A 16,063-nucleotide genomic window follows, 5' to 3' on the forward strand; every position below is an offset into this window, starting at 1 on the left:
CTTCCTCCTTTTTTGTCAACGAACGAAGGAATTTCGTCCGTGATTAGCCTAAAGAAAAACCGAGTTTTTGGCGTGACTAAAATTCCTTGGCTAGGAATAGAGTCGGCGCCGAAAACTCGGTTTGCCCTTTTCTTTTCACCCTTACCTCCAAAATACTCTTCTCATTTTGTTTGTCAAACCCTTATACCGGAAGATCTTCCAAATCGTCAGAAAGCTCAAAATCTTCGTCCAGCAACTCATCAGAAATGATGTCTTCCTTTTTTTCACTATCCTGAAAAGTTTTGTCAGTCATGTTTTTAATAACCAAGATACAATAATCAATAATCAAACAAATTCAAATAACCAATATTATTGGTTATTTACTTTTTACCTTCTTTTATAAGCTCCGCCACATTCATAGGCACAACCTCATAATGTGAAAACTCCATGGTGTAGGTCGCGCGGCCCTCGGTCATTGAACGAAGATTGGTAACATAACCGAACATCTCGGCCAGCGGAACCTTAGCTTCAATAACTTTGTTATTGTAACGCTCTTCCATTTTTTCAATACGACCCCGCTTACTGGACAAATCTCCGGTCACTTCGCCGAGAAAATTTTCCGGCGTTACTACTTCCACTGACATAATCGGCTCAAGTAAAACCGGCTTGGCGCGCCTAACTGCTTCCTGCAAAGCCATTGAGCCCGCGATTTTGAAAGCGGCTTCCGATGAATCCACCTCATGATACGAGCCGTCGTAAAGAGTCGCTTTAGTGTCAATCAAGGGATACCCCGCGACTACGCCCCTATCCATCGCTTCTTTAACGCCTTTTTCAACTGCCGGAATAAATTCCTGCGGGATAGCTCCACCTTTAATGGCGCTGACAAATTCAAATCCCTTGCCCCGTTCAAGCGGTTCAATCCTGATCCAAGTGTGGCCATATTGTCCCCGGCCTCCGGACTGCCTTATATATTTTCCTTCGGCTTCGGCTTTTGCCTGAATTGTTTCTTTATAAGCCACCTGCGGACGGCCGACATCGGCTTCAACTTTGAACTCGCGACGCATCCGGTCAACCAAAACTTCAAGATGCAATTCTCCCATTCCGGAAATTATGGTTTCGAGAGTTTCGGGATCGGCTTTAATCTTAAAAGTCGGATCTTCATCGGCAAGCCTGCGTAAAGCCAGACCCATTTTTTCCTGGTCGGCCTTGGTTTTGGGCTCAATTCTTACCGAAACCACTGGTTCCGGCGCCTCTATTTTTTCAAGAAGAATCGGATGGTCCGGATCGGCAAGCGTGTCGCCGGTATGAGTGTTTTTGAGGCCGATAATGGCGCCTATGCCTCCTGAAAAAATTTCTTTCACTTCTTCTCTGTGATTGGCATGCATTCTTAAAATGCGGCCGATTCTTTCTTTTTCGCCGTTAGAAACATTAAGCACGTATGACCCGGCATTTAATATCCCGGAGTAAACTCTAAAATAAGTAAGCTGCCCGACAAACGGATCGGTCTGAAGCTTAAAAGCAAGGGCCGAAAAAGGCGCATTGTCGCTTGCTTCTCGAGTTATTTTTTGATTGCTTTTGGGGTCCATTCCCTCAACCGGAGGCAAATCAACCGGTGACGGCAAGTAATCAACGACGGCATCCAATAAAATCTGAACGCCTTTATTTTTCAAAGCCGACCCGCTAAGAACCGGCACCAATTTATAATCTATAGTCGCGCGCCTCAAAGCGGCCTTCAATCTGCCAATATCAATTTCCTTGCCCTCAAGATATTCTTCGGTCAAAACATCATCGCTTTCGGCTATCTTCTCCACTGTTTCGGTCCTTCGTTTTTTGACTTCGTCTTTGTATTTTTCCGGGATATCCTCAATCCTGATTGTCTGACCGTGTTCGCCCTCAAAATAATACGCTTTCTGATTTAACACATCCATAACTCCTGCAAAATCCGACTCAAGTCCCATCGGTAAAGTTACGACAACAGCGTTGGGGGTCAAACGTTCGCGAATAGAACGTAAACTTTTTTCAAAAGAAGCTCCCATCCGGTCAAGTTTGTTGATAAAACAAATTCTGGGAACTTTGTATTTATCGGCCTGACGCCAGACTGTTTCGGATTGCGGCTCAACTCCGGCAACGCCGTCAAAAACAACAACTCCGCCGTCCAGCACCCGTAAAGACCTTTCAACCTCAATCGTAAAATCAACGTGCCCCGGAGTATCTATGATATTTATACGGTGTTTTTTTGTTTCATCAAGCAAGGCGTAAGTCGGAGTCCAAAAAGCAGTAGTGGCCGCCGCGGTTATGGTAATACCGCGCTCGCGCTCCTGCTCCATCCAGTCCATAATCGCCTGCCCTTCGTGCACCTCGCCAATTTTATGCGAAATGCCGGTATAAAATAAAATCCGCTCGGTAACCGTAGTCTTGCCGGCGTCAATATGAGCGATTATTCCGATATCTCTTGTCTTTTCAATAGGAAAATCTCTTGGCATAAATCAAATGAAATTTAGTTTAACATACGAATATTGACGTGCGAAAGGGGGTCGGGGAAAACTGTAGTTTTCCCCGTAGAGGAAAACAGCGACCCCGCAGTTGCGGGGGAGCGCTAGAAACCGAGAGGTTTCTAGGGAGGCCTTTGGCCGACGCGTCAATATGAGCGATTATTCCGATATCTCTTGTCTTTTCAATAGGAAAATCTCTTGGCATAAATCAAACGAGTATTAATTTATTTCTTTCTTTTTATCTTCTTTTATTTTCTGGTACGCCCTTTCAAAATCTTCATGGGCTTTACGACGCTCCTTGGAGCCAGGTTCAGAAAGTCGCAAAAGCTGACGCCTCAATCCGTGCCATGCCTGTTCTTTCAAATATTTTTCGCCTTTCTCGGCTAACGCTTTTTCGTCTTCCGGCAATTCTTCCGAAGAAATTCCGCGGGACTTTACTTCTTTATCCGCGCTTGCGTCTGCGCCTTTCGTTTGCTCTTTTTCTTTGGCGCGCCGTCCCATCACCACATCCTTCTCTTCCACAAAAGGGTAAATCTCGGTGGGGTCAATGCCATTATGACGATAATAATCTGCCTCCAATTCATACGCGCGCGCGATAAACGGCGCTATCTCAAACATTTCCTTCTTCGCCCCACCCTCTTCAATCATAAATTTCATAGTTAAGGCAAACCATTGCCGAAAAATCTCCGGCTGTTCAAACGGCGTCTCCTTTTCAGGTTCTGCGGATGCTGTTAAATTTTCAACTTTTTGCTGAAAATCGCGAAATCGGTTGTTAAATTCCTCGTCGTTATCCGATTCTCTCAAGACAGGGTGATTAAGCTCTCCATCAGCGGCGGTAAAACCAACTACAATCATTTCTTGAAAGGTTTTCTCCCTTAAATTCTTTTCAAGTTTCTCATCGCTCCAAAAACGTTCAGCTTCTTTAGGGTCTTCGTGGAGTTTACGTAAATATTCACGTCTCAACGGCGGAATTATGGATTCATCCCACGGAACGGGTTTTTCAAATCGCGGTTCTTGTTCAATTCCCATAAATTAAAATTACCATGCAAAATGACCAAACTTCAAATTTCCCCCGACCCCCGTCTCGGACACCCTCGGTTTCTGACGGTCGCTTCGCTCCCTGCCTTCCGACGCGGGGGAAATTTCTTCGCTCATTTCGTGTTACCACGCGAAATGAGCGAAGGCACGGTTGGCTTCGGCCATCTTGTGGGTGTCCTCTTTTTTCTTAACCGCGGCTCCTTCGTTCTTGGACGCCAGAATCAGTTCTTCAGCCAATTTTTCAGACATTGGTTTTCCTTTTTTGGATTCGGCCGCCTGAATCAACCAGCGCATCGCGAGCGTCAACCTCCTTTCCGGCCTGACTTCGCGCGGCACCTGATAATTCGCGCCTCCAACCCGGCGCGACCTGACCTCAAGCGCGGGCGAGATATTTTTAATTGCTTCATCCAAGACCGTCATCGGTTCTTTTTTGGCTGTTTTTCCGGCTAAATCCAACGCGCTATAAACGATTTTTCGCGCAATATTTTTTTTACCGGAAAGCATAATATGATTAATAAGTTTTGAAACAACAATGGACCCGTAGCGATAATCGGGCTCAATTGATGTTTTTATTTTTACTTTTCTTCTCATAACGCGATACTAATATACGAATTCATGCGAATAACACGAATAATTAAAATTATTGCTTTGGTCTTTTGGCTCCGTATTTGCTTCTTTGCTGTTTTCGTTTATCAACGCCGGCGGTATCAAGAACGCCCCGAACAATATGATAGCGCACGCCGGGCAAATCCTTCACCCTGCCGCCGCGAATCACCACCACCGAGTGTTCCTGCAGATTGTGCCCTTCGCCCGGAATGTAGGCCGTAACCTCCATACCGTTGGTAAGCCGGACCCTGGCCACCTTACGCAAAGCCGAATTGGGCTTTTTAGGCGTAACCGTCGAGACTTTAACGCAGACTCCGCGCTTAAAAGACGACGGATAAAATATCGGCCTGTTTTTCAAGACATTAAAACCGCGCCGCAGGGCAACGGCTTTAGACTTCCTTATTAAAGGCTTGCGGCCCCTTTTTATCAGCTGATTAAAAGTCGGCATAAAAGTAATAAGTACTATAACTTTTTGAGTTTAAATAGTCAAATTAAAACAACCCAACTCCGGTTATCAGACGAAAGGCCCATAAAATAACGGGGAAAATGAAACGAAAGAGGAAAAATATGAAAAAGATGAGAACCATAAACCCCCACCGTTCCATAAAATACTCAAGCTCCGGCCAGTGCCGGCCTATGAGAGCGAAAAGCACCTTTGAGCCGTCAAGCGGAGGAATGGGCACAAGGTTGAAAAAAGCAAGAAGCAGGTTTATAAATATTATCAACAGAAAAATAGCATACACGGATTCTACGAAGTTTGACCCAATCACACCAAGAGATATCTGTCTGGTCAAAAAACCAAAAACAAATTTAACCCACAGCTCTTCCCTAATGCTGGCAGTAAGTGGTAAAAGAAATCCTAATATCCCAAAAATAAACGCAACAAAAATATTTGAAGCCGGCCCCGCAGCACCAACCAAGGCTGGTCCCCAACGTTGGTTACTAAGATTATAAGGATTATACGGAACCGGTCGGGCCCAACCAAAAATAAACGGGGATCTAATTAAAACTAAAATAAGAGGCAAAAGCACGGAGCCGAACGGATCAAGGTGTTTTAACGGATTAAGCGTAAGACGGCCCTCGTTTTTTGCTGTGGGGTCGCCCAAGGAATAAGCGGCATAACCATGGGAAACCTCGTGCACCACGACCGACATTATCAAAACCGTTATTGAAAATATAAAATCTACTGATCCTGACATTGATTTAATCTTTAGTTTATCATAAACTCTTAAGATATGGCGCAAAAGTGCGAACTCTGCGGCAAGGGGTCCAAAATGGGCGGAAAGCGAAACTTGCTTCGCGGAAAATACAATCCCACAAAGACACAAAGAAAAAAACCCAATTTGCAATGGGCGCGCTTGCCCGCCGAAGCTTTACTCGCCCGGCGTAGCCTTGGCGTAGCGGGGGCGAAGGCGGAACTTCCCAATGGCAAAAGGGCTTTAGTTTGCGCGAAGTGTATTAAAAAATTGTATAAATAAAATCCGCCTTGGCGAGACTGCCGCGTGTCTCTAAAACTTTAACGGTAGCGCAAGACGGGACGTAGTATAGTGGTAGTACGTATGCATGGGGTGCATATAGTGGGAGTTCGATTCTCCCCGTCCCGACCAAGTTAAACTTTTTTTAAATCTTTTGCTGGGGACAGAGAGGTTGCCTCGCGGCCTCTTTCATTTGAAAATCAGGAGTGGTATTATCTAGTCGGCAGTATTTTAACTAATGACTAAAGAAAGGGGGCCAAATGCGCAATCTGGAAAACATTCTGGGACGCGTCCGAAAAAGCGCGGAACTGCTTGAACTCGGAGACAAATTAATCGAAATCCTCACCAGTTTTAAATGCATCTGGTCATGCGATCTTCCGGTAAAAATAAGAGGCAAACAGCAGTTAATACCGGCAGTACGAGTTTGGCATCGCTCCCCCCACAACGATAAGCCCACAAAAGGCGGAATCCGCTTTCACCCGAATATCAAGTTAACCGATATGCAGGCGCATGCTATTGAAATGTCGCTTAAAAATTGGCTGATGGAATTGCCCTTTGGCGGCGCAAAAGGCGGAGTGGCAATTGATCCCGGTAGATGCAGTAAATCAGAACTCAAAGCTATAACTGAAAAACTGGTGGATGAATTAGACGAACGCAATATGATCGGGCCGTATCTGGATGTTCCCGCGCCGGATGTCGGAACAAATCCTGAAATTATGAATTGGATTCGCCAGCGCTTTGCCCAAAGACGCCGGACGCGCGAAACAGCCCAATTCGCCGGCGTTGTAACCGGAAAACCGGTAGGCTACGGCCGCGACGGCATCCCAGGCAGAGAACAGGCAACCGGCTATGGATTGATTGAGGTTCTGGAAATAGTCCTTAGATTGAAAAGAATTTCGCCGGATAATATGAAACGAGTAGCTATAATGGGCTTTGGAAATGTCGGAGCGAACGCGGCGCGTTTTCTGGCTCAAAAAGGCTATGAGATAATCGCTCTGGGGGATGTCGATGGCGCGGTGTACAGGCGCGACGGCTTTGACCCAGATGAATTATCGCGTGTAAAGACGCCCCATGAATTAAAAGCCGCGAAAATCACTAATCATGAACTTCTGGAACTTTTTGATATAGATATTTTGCTGCCGGCGGCTTTGGAAAACGTGATTACCGAAGAAAACGCTTTACACGTTAAAGCAAAAATTATTCTTGAAGGCGCCAACGGCCCGACAACGCCGGAAGCGGATGAAATTCTGGAAAGCCGAGAAATTTTGGTCATCCCCGACATACTGGCTAACGCCGGCGGCGTTACGGTTTCATTTTTTGAATGGGCGCGAAATACCGGATACGCCAAAGATCCGCGCGTGCCGTTCAACACCGAATATGATAAGAGCATTCTAACGGCGATGTCAGACATACTGAAAAAAGCGGCGGTGGAAGTTTTTGAATACAGCTCTAAACACCAGCTTTCATTACGTCAAGCGGCCTATACTGTTGCCATAAAACACGTGGCTTCCTTGCTTCGCGATAAATATCTCGTCTGATCAAACAGGCGGCTCAAAGAGCCGCCTGTTTTTTATTTTCGTGTCCGCCCGGAAGGAATCTCCCGCAACTCTAGCCGTCTTCCAATGCAGAAAAAAGAGGCGGTCTCTGTAGAAACCGCCTCCCTATGTTGTGTGGAGCACAATCATCACCGCACCCGAACGGTGCCGCCCTTGAAGATGACGCCCGCGCAGACGTACACCTCCGCGGGCTTGCCCGCTGGATTGGTTGCCTTCGCGGTAAACCGCGCTGCGTCCTTCTTGTCGCATCCCCGAAAGCCGACCGCAAACCAGGCATGGTCCACAATCTGGATATTGCTGTATCCCTGTGCTTGGAGTGTACGGACAGCGACGTCCTGGCTCGCGAAGACACCCCTGCCGACTCCAATGAAGAGAGCGACAAGGATGAGAATAACGTAGAGCACGATCGGCCCATCGTTACTGCTGTGCCCGCTCATTGTTTCTCCCTCCTCAAAGAGCTGTTCTCTGCCACAGGGTTGCGGCAGAGATTATTGGTTTTTAGGGTTTCCAATAATAACCGAAATATAGCAGTAATCACCGTGAGGTCAAGACAAACAAAAAACCAGCATCCCTGCTGTTTTCGTAGCTAAAATCTTTAGCTTGCGCTTTTCTAAAGTGTCCGCCCGGAAGGAATCGAACCTTCAACCTTATCCTTAAGAGGGATCTGCTCTGCCAATTGAGCTACGGGCGGAATCTAATATATAATAAGTAGAGAAAACTTTGATTTCAAGGAGGAAAGAAATGATTAAACTGACTGAATCCGCGATAAAAGAAATCAAAAGATTAAAAGAAGAAAAAAATCTGCAAAATCATGTTCTTAGAATAGGTGTACAGGGAGGAGGCTGTTCCGGTCTTTCCTATACTTTGGGCTTTGACACGGAAATTAAAGACAAAGACAAAGTTTTTGAAATTGAAGGAATCAAGGTGGTTGTTGACCAAAAAAGCTTGCTTTATATAGATGGAACAACCCTGACATACGAACAGTCCATGATGGGCGGCGGTTTCCGGTTTGAAAACCCCAACGCCAGCCGCACTTGCGGCTGCGGCGAATCATTCTCTCCAAAAAATTAAACTTCCGGAGCCCAATTTTGGGCTCTTTTTCTTTTGCGTTATGTGGATAACTAACGCTTTTACACTTTCGATTTATTTTCTATAATATCACTATGATAACAAAAAGGCAAAAACAAACCCTCGACTTTATAACCGACTATCAGGAGCAGAAAGGATATGCCCCCTCTCTTGACGAGATACGCAAGAAATTAAAACTCTCGTCAGTTTCAACAGCCCATTTTCATGTTTCTAAACTTCGCGATTTGGGACTTTTATCCAAAGAAGAGAACAAACCGCGCTCTATTGAAGCGTTCGGTCGCGAAACAATGGTAAAAATTCCACTTTTAGGGGCTATTGCTGCCGGTCAACCAATAGAGGCAATACAGAACAAAGAAATGATTGCCATTCCTAAAAGTAAGATCCCTTCTTCGTCAGAAGTTTACGCTCTCCGCGTGGTCGGGAGCAGTATGATTGACGAAAACATAAACGATGGCGATGTGGTTTTGGTGCGCCAGCAGGAAGTCGCGGAAAATGGCCAGCGGGTAGTCGCTTTGATAGACAATTACGAAGCGACGCTAAAAAAATTTTATAAAGAGCGCGGACATATCCGCCTACAACCTGCGAACAAAACTATGGAGCCGCTTATTTTTAGAAATGGGCGAGATGTTTCAATTCAAGGAATTGTGCTTGATGTTATTCGTGATGGGGGTTTTATGTCTCCAGTAGAAATTTATCCAGACGCAAAACTTCTTAATCGAGAAAGAAAAGTCAAAAATAGAGAAGCGAAAGAAAGGGCGCGGGGTGGTACAAAATTTCAAAAAGAAGCTTTTGCGGTTGCGCAAGCAAACGGCATTGAGAAGTTTACAGACAAAATTATATGTGGCGACAGCGGAGAAGTTTTGCGTAAAATCCCAACTGGTTCGATTGATATCATCATTACATCCCCACCGTATAATTTTGGCCTAGAATATAAAGACGATAAGAAAAATGATGCGATTCATTGGGACGAGTATTTTAAGAAGATAGATACAATTTGGAAAGAGTGTGCGCGCGTTCTAAAACCCGGAGGACGGCTCTGCCTTAACGTGCAGCCGTTGTTTTCAGATTACATTCCGACACATCATTTGATGTCAAAACAACTACTTAATCATGGGCTGATCTGGAAGGGAGAAATTTTGTGGGAGAAAAATAACTATAACTGCAAGTATACAGCATGGGGCAGTTGGAAAAGCCCCAGTATGCCATATCTAAAATACACGTGGGAATTTGTTGAAGTTTTCTCGAAAGATACACACAAAAAGACTGGCGACTCATCAAAAGCCGATATAACTGGTGATGAATTCAAAAAATGGGTTTATGCAAAATGGTCCATCGCTCCCGAACGAAACATGAAAGAATACGATCATCCTGCAATGTTTCCAAAAGAGTTAGCAACGCGACTAATGAAACTTTTTAGCTATCAAGACGATATTGTGCTTGATCCGTTCAACGGCGCGGGGACAACCACGCTTTGCGCCGCAGAAACAGGCAGAAAATATATCGGAATAGATATCTCACCAAAATACTGCAAAATCTCCGAGAAACGAATAAAGGAAATCCCCGCGAAGTTATTTTAGAGACGCTCTTTTAATGCGCGCTCAAAATATTTGATTGCGCGGTCTAATCTTTCGGGACGCAGTGGTTTATAAAACTGCTTTTTGTGTATTTCCCCTTTGATGTTTCGCTCTCCGTCCAGCATAGTGATGATCTCAATGTCGAGATTTGGAAAATGATACTCAAGAACTTTGACCGATGGGCTTCCGCTCGGATGATCAACGGCAACGGAGTAATCGCCACCAAGCATACTTTCTAATTGGAAAAGGCAGAATTTAAGTTTTGGAAAATGCTTTTTTAGCAAAAAGGCATCAACTAATATGCGTTTATACATCGCGACCTCTGCATACGCCTTACACTCAACTGAAAGCACAAATTCATCATCAATATAGACCTGTTTATCTTGGGACAGTTTATAAACATTTCCCCTTCCATCACTGATAGGATATTTTGTTTTGTTGATTTTGATGCGCAAAGGTTTGCCGCCGATATTTTTCCATGCGAGTAAAACCATCTCCTCGGCCATCGTCTCAACGAGCGTGCCCTTCAGCGAACGTAAAGTGCCGCCGGCACGAATGCGCCACATTTTTCGTATTGTTCTATTGTAGAATTTTATAAATCTGTTGAACATGTTGCTTAAAAAAATAATCTACTGGCTTTTTATCCTGCGCCCTCAAGAGGATTCGAACCCCTATTACAAGCTCCGGAAGCTTGCGTCCTATCCGTTGAACGATGAGGGCTTTTAGGTATAGCGATCCGCGACCACAAAAGCGGCAACCGCTTCGGGCTTTATGACCGCGTCAAATCCGAAACCTTTAGCCATGCCTAAAACGCTTTCTTTGAATTCTTTGGTCGGACCCACCTCTCCAACATCAATATGCACTGATATTTTATTGTCCCACAAAAAATCTTCGCCCACCCTGTCTTTTAAAACGCTTCTTACTTCCTGCGCCAAAGTAATTGATTTCATCGCTTCTTTATAAATCCGGTCTCTTAATGTCGGGCATTGCTCCACCCCGGATTTGGTCCAGAAATACCTTCCGCCGTTTCCGATTTTCCAGATGGCAACGGCGCTTACTATTTCGGTTTCATCCGAAGCCCTGGAATCGGAACCGATCATTAACGAATAATTGCGTCTCGGGTCTAACTGGACATAATTTAAAATCTCGTTTATAAGCTCGGTAAAAGAAATAATTTTATCGGCGGAATGAAATTTTAATTGTGAAAGCTCGGGTGTCATGGTCAGATAAGCGAAAGCTGCGGATTATCTTTGGCGGGAGCCATAGACCAATCCACTTTTAAAGTTTCCGGCTCCGGAGAATAGCGCGAAATAAATTTAACATAGCCAAACTCTTTTCCGTGCTCGTAAAGTTTTTTTGTAACTTCGACATCCTTTAAACAATAATCCTTAACTTCCTGAATCCGTCCCTGCCTGAACCATTCCAGCGCTTCAAGACCGTCGGCGCTTTTGGCCAAACCAAGCGTGGTCTTGGCCAGATTATCCAAGCTCACGCGAAAACCGGCGGCATTAATCACGCCGTCCATCATATCAAGTGCCGTAATTTTTTTCAGGTCTGTTTTTACGTATGGCTGCAAGACAGGCAGGTCAAATCCGCGGATATTGAATCCGATAAGTAATCCGGCATTCCCGAGCATACTCTCAAATTCCGAAAGTTCTTTTTCTTCAAAAATAAAATACTTGTCAGCCGCGTAAGAATAAGCCCCGAGAACCGACACGCCCAAAAGTTCGGGGTGCTCTCTGCCCCCGACTTCGGCGAACTCTTTTTTTGTCTCCAAATCAAAAATTATTATATCCTTCGCCATTTATTACTTTTACCATATTCCGGTAAAAAATCAAAAGAGTGACGCAAAATTCATTTTTTGCGACCGCGATGTGTTTGCGGCTCGGCGAGATTGCTTTCTCCGACCGGCCGTTCTTTGCCCCAGCGAGCAAAGCCGGCCTACGTTCTCGGCGCAAAATCGCCCAGCCCTTTTGGTTAATTCCAAAAGGGCTGGGCGAACCATGCTTTTGCGCCTCCGAAAGTTCTCCGAAAGCAAACATCGCCTCGCCTTACGCAAACCATCGCGGTCTAAATATCCACTCGAAGCGCCGCAAAATTGATTTTCGTTGGCTTGCGGAGGGACTTTGAAAATTAAAGAGTTTTGAAGTGAAAAATAGCGAGTAGGAAATTCCTGAGCGTAGCGAAGGAGGAACGATGGAGCGTTATTTTTCGCGAACAAAACGACTATAATTTTCAAGACCCGGAGCACCGTCATAAGAAAACAATTTTGTGACGCTTTGAGGGTCTTGCGAGTTAGGAAAAAATGAATCCCGTTAGAAAGACATTAAATAATATTTCTAAATAAAAATATGTTAAAGAAAGTTGGACAAAGGGCTTTCTAACGGGATGAATTTTGCGGCTTAAAGAGGTAAATCTATGGCGTAAGCGCCCGCGCCGGTCAAAACCAAAGAAAGGGCCGCGACCAAAAGCATCAAATCAAACTCATAGCCGCCGACAAAACCCTGTTTCGCTTTCACTTTCCAAATGGCAACCAGCATATCAATCGCGATAAGCAGAGCCGCAAGCTGGGTTGCAAAACCGACGATCAGCGCGATCCCGCCGAAAAATTCAACGACCCCCACCACAAAAACCCAGAATTTAGCGGGCTTAATTCCGACGGATTCGAAAAAGCCGACGGTCTGACTGAACCCGCCGAAAAGTTTCGGATATCCGTGAGCGACGAAAATCAAACCAACAATTAAGCGCAACAGGAGGGGCGCGAAAAAACCATAATCAAGAAATCCCGGAAATAAATTCAGCATAATTTAAATTAAAAAAATAAAAAACGACCTTTAATTTATAAATCCCTTAAGCCAGTTTATTATATCATCCATAAGTTCGGAGTGTGCGCTGAATAAATCCGTGCCGTGTCCGCCGACATCATAAATTTTAATCTTTTTGCGGCAATTTGCTGTGTCATAAATATTTTGGGACATTTCATCTGCCGCTCCGCCGGAACGAACATCGTCCTTGGCTGCGATAAAAAACGCGCCTTGCTCCGGTCTGATTTTTTTTGCCAACGGCAATGTTTCTATCCCTTTATAATTAAGGCCGGCCGAAAGCAATACGGCCGCCGAAACCCTATCCGATTCCGCTAAATACTGCAAAACCAGATTCGCGCCGATAGAGGCGCCGGCTAAGAAAATTTTGGAATGCTTTTCGGCGGTCATAAAACCAACGGCCGCGCGGACATCCTCAATGCTTTTTTGATGATCGGCATCAGAAAAATCGCGATAGCCGTCCGGGCCTCCTTCCGATTCTCCGTGCCCTCTTAAATCAATGGCCAGCGCGCCGAACCCGGCCTCGTTTAGTTTTTTGGCAAACCCCGCCCAGCTCTTTTTATCCGCCGGCATCATGTGTAGCATCAAAACGCCCGGGCTTCCCGCTTCGCCCCGATAGTGGTCACCCGCGATATTTACGTCATCGGCTGTTCTTAAATTTATTCTTTCCGGCATTTTTTTATTTTACCAAAAAAATACTATACTTAAAAATATGGCTAATGTAATCGGAATAATATTGGTTGTAATCCTGGTCGTCATTTTATGGTTCTCCGGCGGGGGGCTTGTTCAGCTGATCGCACCTCCGAACGGCGGTCAGCAAACCACGCAAACGGAAAACGACATTCCTCTCGTAGAAACTCCGAGCGAAACTAAAAATATAAGAATATACAGCGCGAGCTCCAGATCTGACGAACCTGAAAATGAATATATCGAAATACAGGCCGACTATTCGAATACAGTGCCGATAAATATAAGCGGATGGAAACTTCAAAATCGCGATGGAGACATTTTCATCTTACCAACCGGAGCCGGTTTACCTTATTCAGGGCGAGTCAATATAGAAGAAGCTATAAAATTAAACCCTGGCGAAAGGGCAATAATTATAACCGGACGTAGCCCGATTGAAGTTAGTTTCAGGCCTAACGCCTGCACCGGCTATTTCAATCGTCTTTATGAATTTAACCCCCGCCTGCCGGAAAACTGTCCGGAGCCCAACGAAGAAAAAGGCGTTGACGACCAAAACGACGCTTGTTTTTCATATCTAAAAACCGTTTCCCGATGTAAAACCCCGGTCGCATCCGATATGCCGTCGGATGTTGATTTCGCCTGCCGCGAATTTATTGACCAAAGATTAAGCTATGCCGGGTGCGTTGAAAACCACAAAAAAGACGCGAATTTTTTTTCGGGCGAATGGAGAATATACCTAAAACAGGACAAAGCAATATGGTCTAATGTCCGCGAGAACATAAAACTTTTTGACCAAAATTCCGATTTGGTCGCGGAAACCTCCATATAGCCGGCTATTTTATCTCAAAAGTTATATTAACCGAACTTGTTATCTCATTCTCTCCGGTCGGAGTGGACGGAACCACCGCGCCCGAAATGTCTCCACCTTTACCAAATGCTTCTACGGCAAAAATCGGTATGGGAGAGGAAGAAAATTCGTTAAACGAAACTATTTTGCCCAAGCGAACACCGAGCGAATCTGCCAAAGTCCGCGCTTTTTTCTTCGCTTCAGCTACGGCCTTATCACGAGCTTCTTCTTTTGCTTTATCCGGATCGTCAAGCTTAAAAACCAGCGAACCAACTTCATTAACTCCAACTTTCGCAAGACCGCTCAAAAACGACCCCGTTTTATTAAGATCCCTGATTTTTAGCTCCATAGTTTGGCGCACCTGATAACCCAGGAAAACGCGGCGGCCCTTAGGATAATCATAAACAGAATTGATTGTGTACGAAGTTGTTTTTAAATCTTTATCTTCAACTCCGGAATTCTTGAGAAACCCCACGGCATCATTGATAACGCGCGCGGAATTCTTTTGGGCGTCAGCCACGCTTGCTTCTTCGGATTCAACGGAAAAAGAAACCAGTCCGATATCCGGCCGAACAAAAACGCTCCCCTCCGCGCTTATTGAAACGGTCGGGGCGGAAAGCGAGGGGCGCGTGATGTCTTTGACTTCGGCGAAAAATTTAGCGCCGATCCAAAAAGTCAAAACAACTGTAAAAACTATTAAAGTGTAACAACCGGCCTCGCAATGAGCCAATAGGTCACCGGACCAAAAAGGTTTTTTCCCGTTAGACATTTTAGTCATTTTTTAAAATTACTTTAATTGGTAATCAAGCTTAAATAGATTATACAACAATTTCTGAAATTTATTATCCACACTCTGCGCGTTTTAAAAAAATAGAGCTCGGGGGAGCCCTATTCAATATGAAAGATGCCGTGGAGCTTTGTCGGCCGACCCAGAGATAAAAACAAGTTTAAAAAAGATTTCAGATCAGCCACCGCTTGTTCAAACAAAAATTGCCCCAGAGACGGTGAAGGCATTTTTATTATGGCTATCCGGCTTTCCTGATAATCAAATTCGGTTCCTTCTTCAAAACTTTGATCGTGAGTCAAAACAAAAACTCTGCTCTCCCTATAATCTTTAGCAGCCATGGTTTCAAAACGTCTGAGAAGTTTTCTATCGGACAGACGATTAAAATTATCGCCATCATGAACTATTTTCACCAGCGGACTAAAGCCTTCAAGCTCGCGTTTTATTTCCCCGGCGTTGACATCAAGGAAAATCACGATTCGGTATTGACCCGCCGGTTTCGGCATCGACGCTCCTTTTATGAAAAAACTCTAATTATAGAATACCTTCAAATAAAACAGCACGCAATGCGGGCTGTTTTATTTGGAGACGCAAAAACAATCAATCAAACCTGTTTTCGTCGGAATGTTTTTTTATCTCGGCGACAAGCATCGCGATATGAGCATCATCGTCATCTTTCATTTTCTGCCACATTGCGGTGCAGGAATCGCATCCCTCTGCGTTTTTCAAATACTCTTTTTCATATCGCCAGACGGCGTCGTTTTTTTCCGAAAGCGCGTGAACTAAATCGTGATTATGGTTTTTTAACATGCCAAAAATTAAGGAATTAATTTATTAACGACTATAATTTTTGAGCACCCTCACACCCATTGTTCAATGCGCGAAGCGCAAACGAAGTGTTGAATATTGGGTGTGAGGGTCTCGGCTCGCTTTAGCTCGCCTCGACCTTTGTTGAAAGTTTATTGTTTTTATTATACCCCGCCTCTTTTACCTTTTGGTAGAGCTCCCCGATTTCTTCTTTTTGTTTATCCAAATCCAGAATTCTCCGCCTTATTTTTGCTTTTTCCATGCGGATAAATTTGCGGATTGATTTCGGCAATCGTTTTCTCGGCAT

The 16,063-nt window shown here is 44.7% G+C and carries 21 protein-coding genes and 3 tRNA genes; 6 read left to right on the forward strand and 18 right to left on the reverse strand.

Going from position 1 to position 16,063, the window contains the following annotated elements:
- Positions 1 to 359: 359 nt before the first annotated feature.
- From fusA to HYY55_02775, 5 genes are all read right to left on the reverse strand, one after another.
- A complete protein-coding gene (fusA, locus tag HYY55_02755) occupies positions 360 to 2,462 on the reverse strand; it encodes an elongation factor G (GenBank protein QQG45879.1) in 2,103 nt (700 codons plus the stop codon).
- Positions 2,463 to 2,690: 228 nt separating this feature from the next.
- The gene (locus HYY55_02760; protein ID QQG45880.1) at positions 2,691 to 3,500 is read right to left on the reverse strand and encodes a hypothetical protein; all 810 of its coding nucleotides are present in this window, start codon (positions 3,498 to 3,500) and stop codon (positions 2,691 to 2,693) included.
- A gap of 132 nt (positions 3,501 to 3,632) precedes the next feature.
- Positions 3,633 to 4,100, reverse strand: coding sequence for a 30S ribosomal protein S7 (gene rpsG, locus HYY55_02765; protein ID QQG45881.1), 468 nt, complete (start codon positions 4,098 to 4,100; stop codon positions 3,633 to 3,635).
- Between the two features lie 49 nt (positions 4,101 to 4,149).
- The gene (gene rpsL, locus HYY55_02770; protein ID QQG45882.1) at positions 4,150 to 4,563 is read right to left on the reverse strand and encodes a 30S ribosomal protein S12; all 414 of its coding nucleotides are present in this window, start codon (positions 4,561 to 4,563) and stop codon (positions 4,150 to 4,152) included.
- A 43-nt stretch (positions 4,564 to 4,606) separates the two neighbouring features.
- Complete coding sequence (locus HYY55_02775; protein ID QQG45883.1) at positions 4,607 to 5,314, reverse strand: site-2 protease family protein; 708 nt, start codon at positions 5,312 to 5,314, stop codon at positions 4,607 to 4,609.
- A gap of 75 nt (positions 5,315 to 5,389) precedes the next feature.
- Between HYY55_02775 and HYY55_02780 the strand changes: the two genes are divergently transcribed.
- The 3 genes from HYY55_02780 to HYY55_02790 all read left to right on the forward strand — a co-directional run bounded on the left by HYY55_02780 (position 5,390) and on the right by HYY55_02790 (position 7,128).
- Positions 5,390 to 5,593: a hypothetical protein gene (locus HYY55_02780; GenBank protein ID QQG45884.1), complete on the forward strand. Its 204-nt coding sequence runs from the start codon at positions 5,390 to 5,392 to the stop codon at positions 5,591 to 5,593.
- Between the two features lie 55 nt (positions 5,594 to 5,648).
- Positions 5,649 to 5,722 (forward strand) — tRNA-Pro (locus HYY55_02785).
- 128 nt (positions 5,723 to 5,850) lie between these two features.
- A complete protein-coding gene (locus HYY55_02790; GenBank protein QQG45885.1) occupies positions 5,851 to 7,128 on the forward strand; it encodes a Glu/Leu/Phe/Val dehydrogenase in 1,278 nt (425 codons plus the stop codon).
- Positions 7,129 to 7,274: 146 nt separating this feature from the next.
- Here HYY55_02790 and HYY55_02795 read toward each other — a convergent pair whose 3' ends face one another.
- Both HYY55_02795 and HYY55_02800 read right to left on the reverse strand, forming a co-directional pair.
- Positions 7,275 to 7,583 carry a hypothetical protein gene (locus tag HYY55_02795; GenBank protein ID QQG45886.1) on the reverse strand — a complete coding sequence of 103 codons (309 nt, stop codon included), beginning with the start codon at positions 7,581 to 7,583 and terminating at the stop codon, positions 7,275 to 7,277.
- 181 nt (positions 7,584 to 7,764) lie between these two features.
- Positions 7,765 to 7,837, reverse strand: a tRNA-Lys gene (locus HYY55_02800).
- Between the two features lie 50 nt (positions 7,838 to 7,887).
- Between HYY55_02800 and HYY55_02805 the strand changes: the two genes are divergently transcribed.
- Together HYY55_02805 and HYY55_02810 are read left to right on the forward strand one after the other, a co-directional pair.
- Entirely contained in the window at positions 7,888 to 8,217 is a 330-nt protein-coding gene (locus HYY55_02805) for an iron-sulfur cluster assembly accessory protein (protein ID QQG45887.1), read from the forward strand.
- A 611-nt stretch (positions 8,218 to 8,828) separates the two neighbouring features.
- On the forward strand, positions 8,829 to 9,812 hold the full coding sequence (locus HYY55_02810) for a site-specific DNA-methyltransferase (protein ID QQG46651.1): 984 nt from the start codon (positions 8,829 to 8,831) through the stop codon (positions 9,810 to 9,812).
- Here the strand turns inward: HYY55_02810 and HYY55_02815 are convergent.
- From HYY55_02815 to HYY55_02845, 7 genes are all read right to left on the reverse strand, one after another.
- The gene (locus HYY55_02815) at positions 9,809 to 10,420 is read right to left on the reverse strand and encodes a restriction endonuclease (protein QQG45888.1); all 612 of its coding nucleotides are present in this window, start codon (positions 10,418 to 10,420) and stop codon (positions 9,809 to 9,811) included. The two genes, HYY55_02810 and HYY55_02815, sit on opposite strands and share 4 nt — an antisense overlap.
- Before the next feature lie 37 nt (positions 10,421 to 10,457).
- Positions 10,458 to 10,529 (reverse strand) — tRNA-Arg (locus HYY55_02820).
- Positions 10,530 to 10,531: 2 nt separating this feature from the next.
- Positions 10,532 to 11,029, reverse strand: coding sequence for a hypothetical protein (locus HYY55_02825; protein ID QQG45889.1), 498 nt, complete (start codon positions 11,027 to 11,029; stop codon positions 10,532 to 10,534).
- Positions 11,030 to 11,031: 2 nt separating this feature from the next.
- The gene (locus HYY55_02830; protein ID QQG45890.1) at positions 11,032 to 11,613 is read right to left on the reverse strand and encodes a ribonuclease H-like domain-containing protein; all 582 of its coding nucleotides are present in this window, start codon (positions 11,611 to 11,613) and stop codon (positions 11,032 to 11,034) included.
- Positions 11,588 to 11,851, reverse strand: coding sequence for a hypothetical protein (locus HYY55_02835; protein QQG45891.1), 264 nt, complete (start codon positions 11,849 to 11,851; stop codon positions 11,588 to 11,590). The genes HYY55_02830 and HYY55_02835 overlap by 26 nt, the downstream gene beginning before the upstream one ends.
- Before the next feature lie 360 nt (positions 11,852 to 12,211).
- Positions 12,212 to 12,613: a DoxX family protein gene (locus HYY55_02840; GenBank protein QQG45892.1), complete on the reverse strand. Its 402-nt coding sequence runs from the start codon at positions 12,611 to 12,613 to the stop codon at positions 12,212 to 12,214.
- A gap of 30 nt (positions 12,614 to 12,643) precedes the next feature.
- Positions 12,644 to 13,306: an alpha/beta fold hydrolase gene (locus HYY55_02845; GenBank protein QQG45893.1), complete on the reverse strand. Its 663-nt coding sequence runs from the start codon at positions 13,304 to 13,306 to the stop codon at positions 12,644 to 12,646.
- A gap of 37 nt (positions 13,307 to 13,343) precedes the next feature.
- Between HYY55_02845 and HYY55_02850 the strand changes: the two genes are divergently transcribed.
- On the forward strand, positions 13,344 to 14,147 hold the full coding sequence (locus HYY55_02850) for a hypothetical protein (protein QQG45894.1): 804 nt from the start codon (positions 13,344 to 13,346) through the stop codon (positions 14,145 to 14,147).
- A gap of 4 nt (positions 14,148 to 14,151) precedes the next feature.
- Here HYY55_02850 and HYY55_02855 read toward each other — a convergent pair whose 3' ends face one another.
- From HYY55_02855 to HYY55_02870, 4 genes are all read right to left on the reverse strand, one after another.
- On the reverse strand, positions 14,152 to 14,934 hold the full coding sequence (locus HYY55_02855) for an SIMPL domain-containing protein (protein ID QQG45895.1): 783 nt from the start codon (positions 14,932 to 14,934) through the stop codon (positions 14,152 to 14,154).
- 119 nt (positions 14,935 to 15,053) lie between these two features.
- The gene (locus HYY55_02860) at positions 15,054 to 15,455 is read right to left on the reverse strand and encodes a hypothetical protein (GenBank protein QQG45896.1); all 402 of its coding nucleotides are present in this window, start codon (positions 15,453 to 15,455) and stop codon (positions 15,054 to 15,056) included.
- Positions 15,456 to 15,549: 94 nt separating this feature from the next.
- Positions 15,550 to 15,759, reverse strand: coding sequence for a hypothetical protein (locus HYY55_02865; protein QQG45897.1), 210 nt, complete (start codon positions 15,757 to 15,759; stop codon positions 15,550 to 15,552).
- A 121-nt stretch (positions 15,760 to 15,880) separates the two neighbouring features.
- Positions 15,881 to 16,063 carry a hypothetical protein gene (locus HYY55_02870; protein ID QQG45898.1) on the reverse strand — a complete coding sequence of 61 codons (183 nt, stop codon included), beginning with the start codon at positions 16,061 to 16,063 and terminating at the stop codon, positions 15,881 to 15,883.

The organism is Candidatus Niyogibacteria bacterium (assembly GCA_016432485.1).
Taxonomy (GTDB): Bacteria; Patescibacteriota; Minisyncoccia; order HO2-45-28; family HO2-45-28; genus HO2-45-28.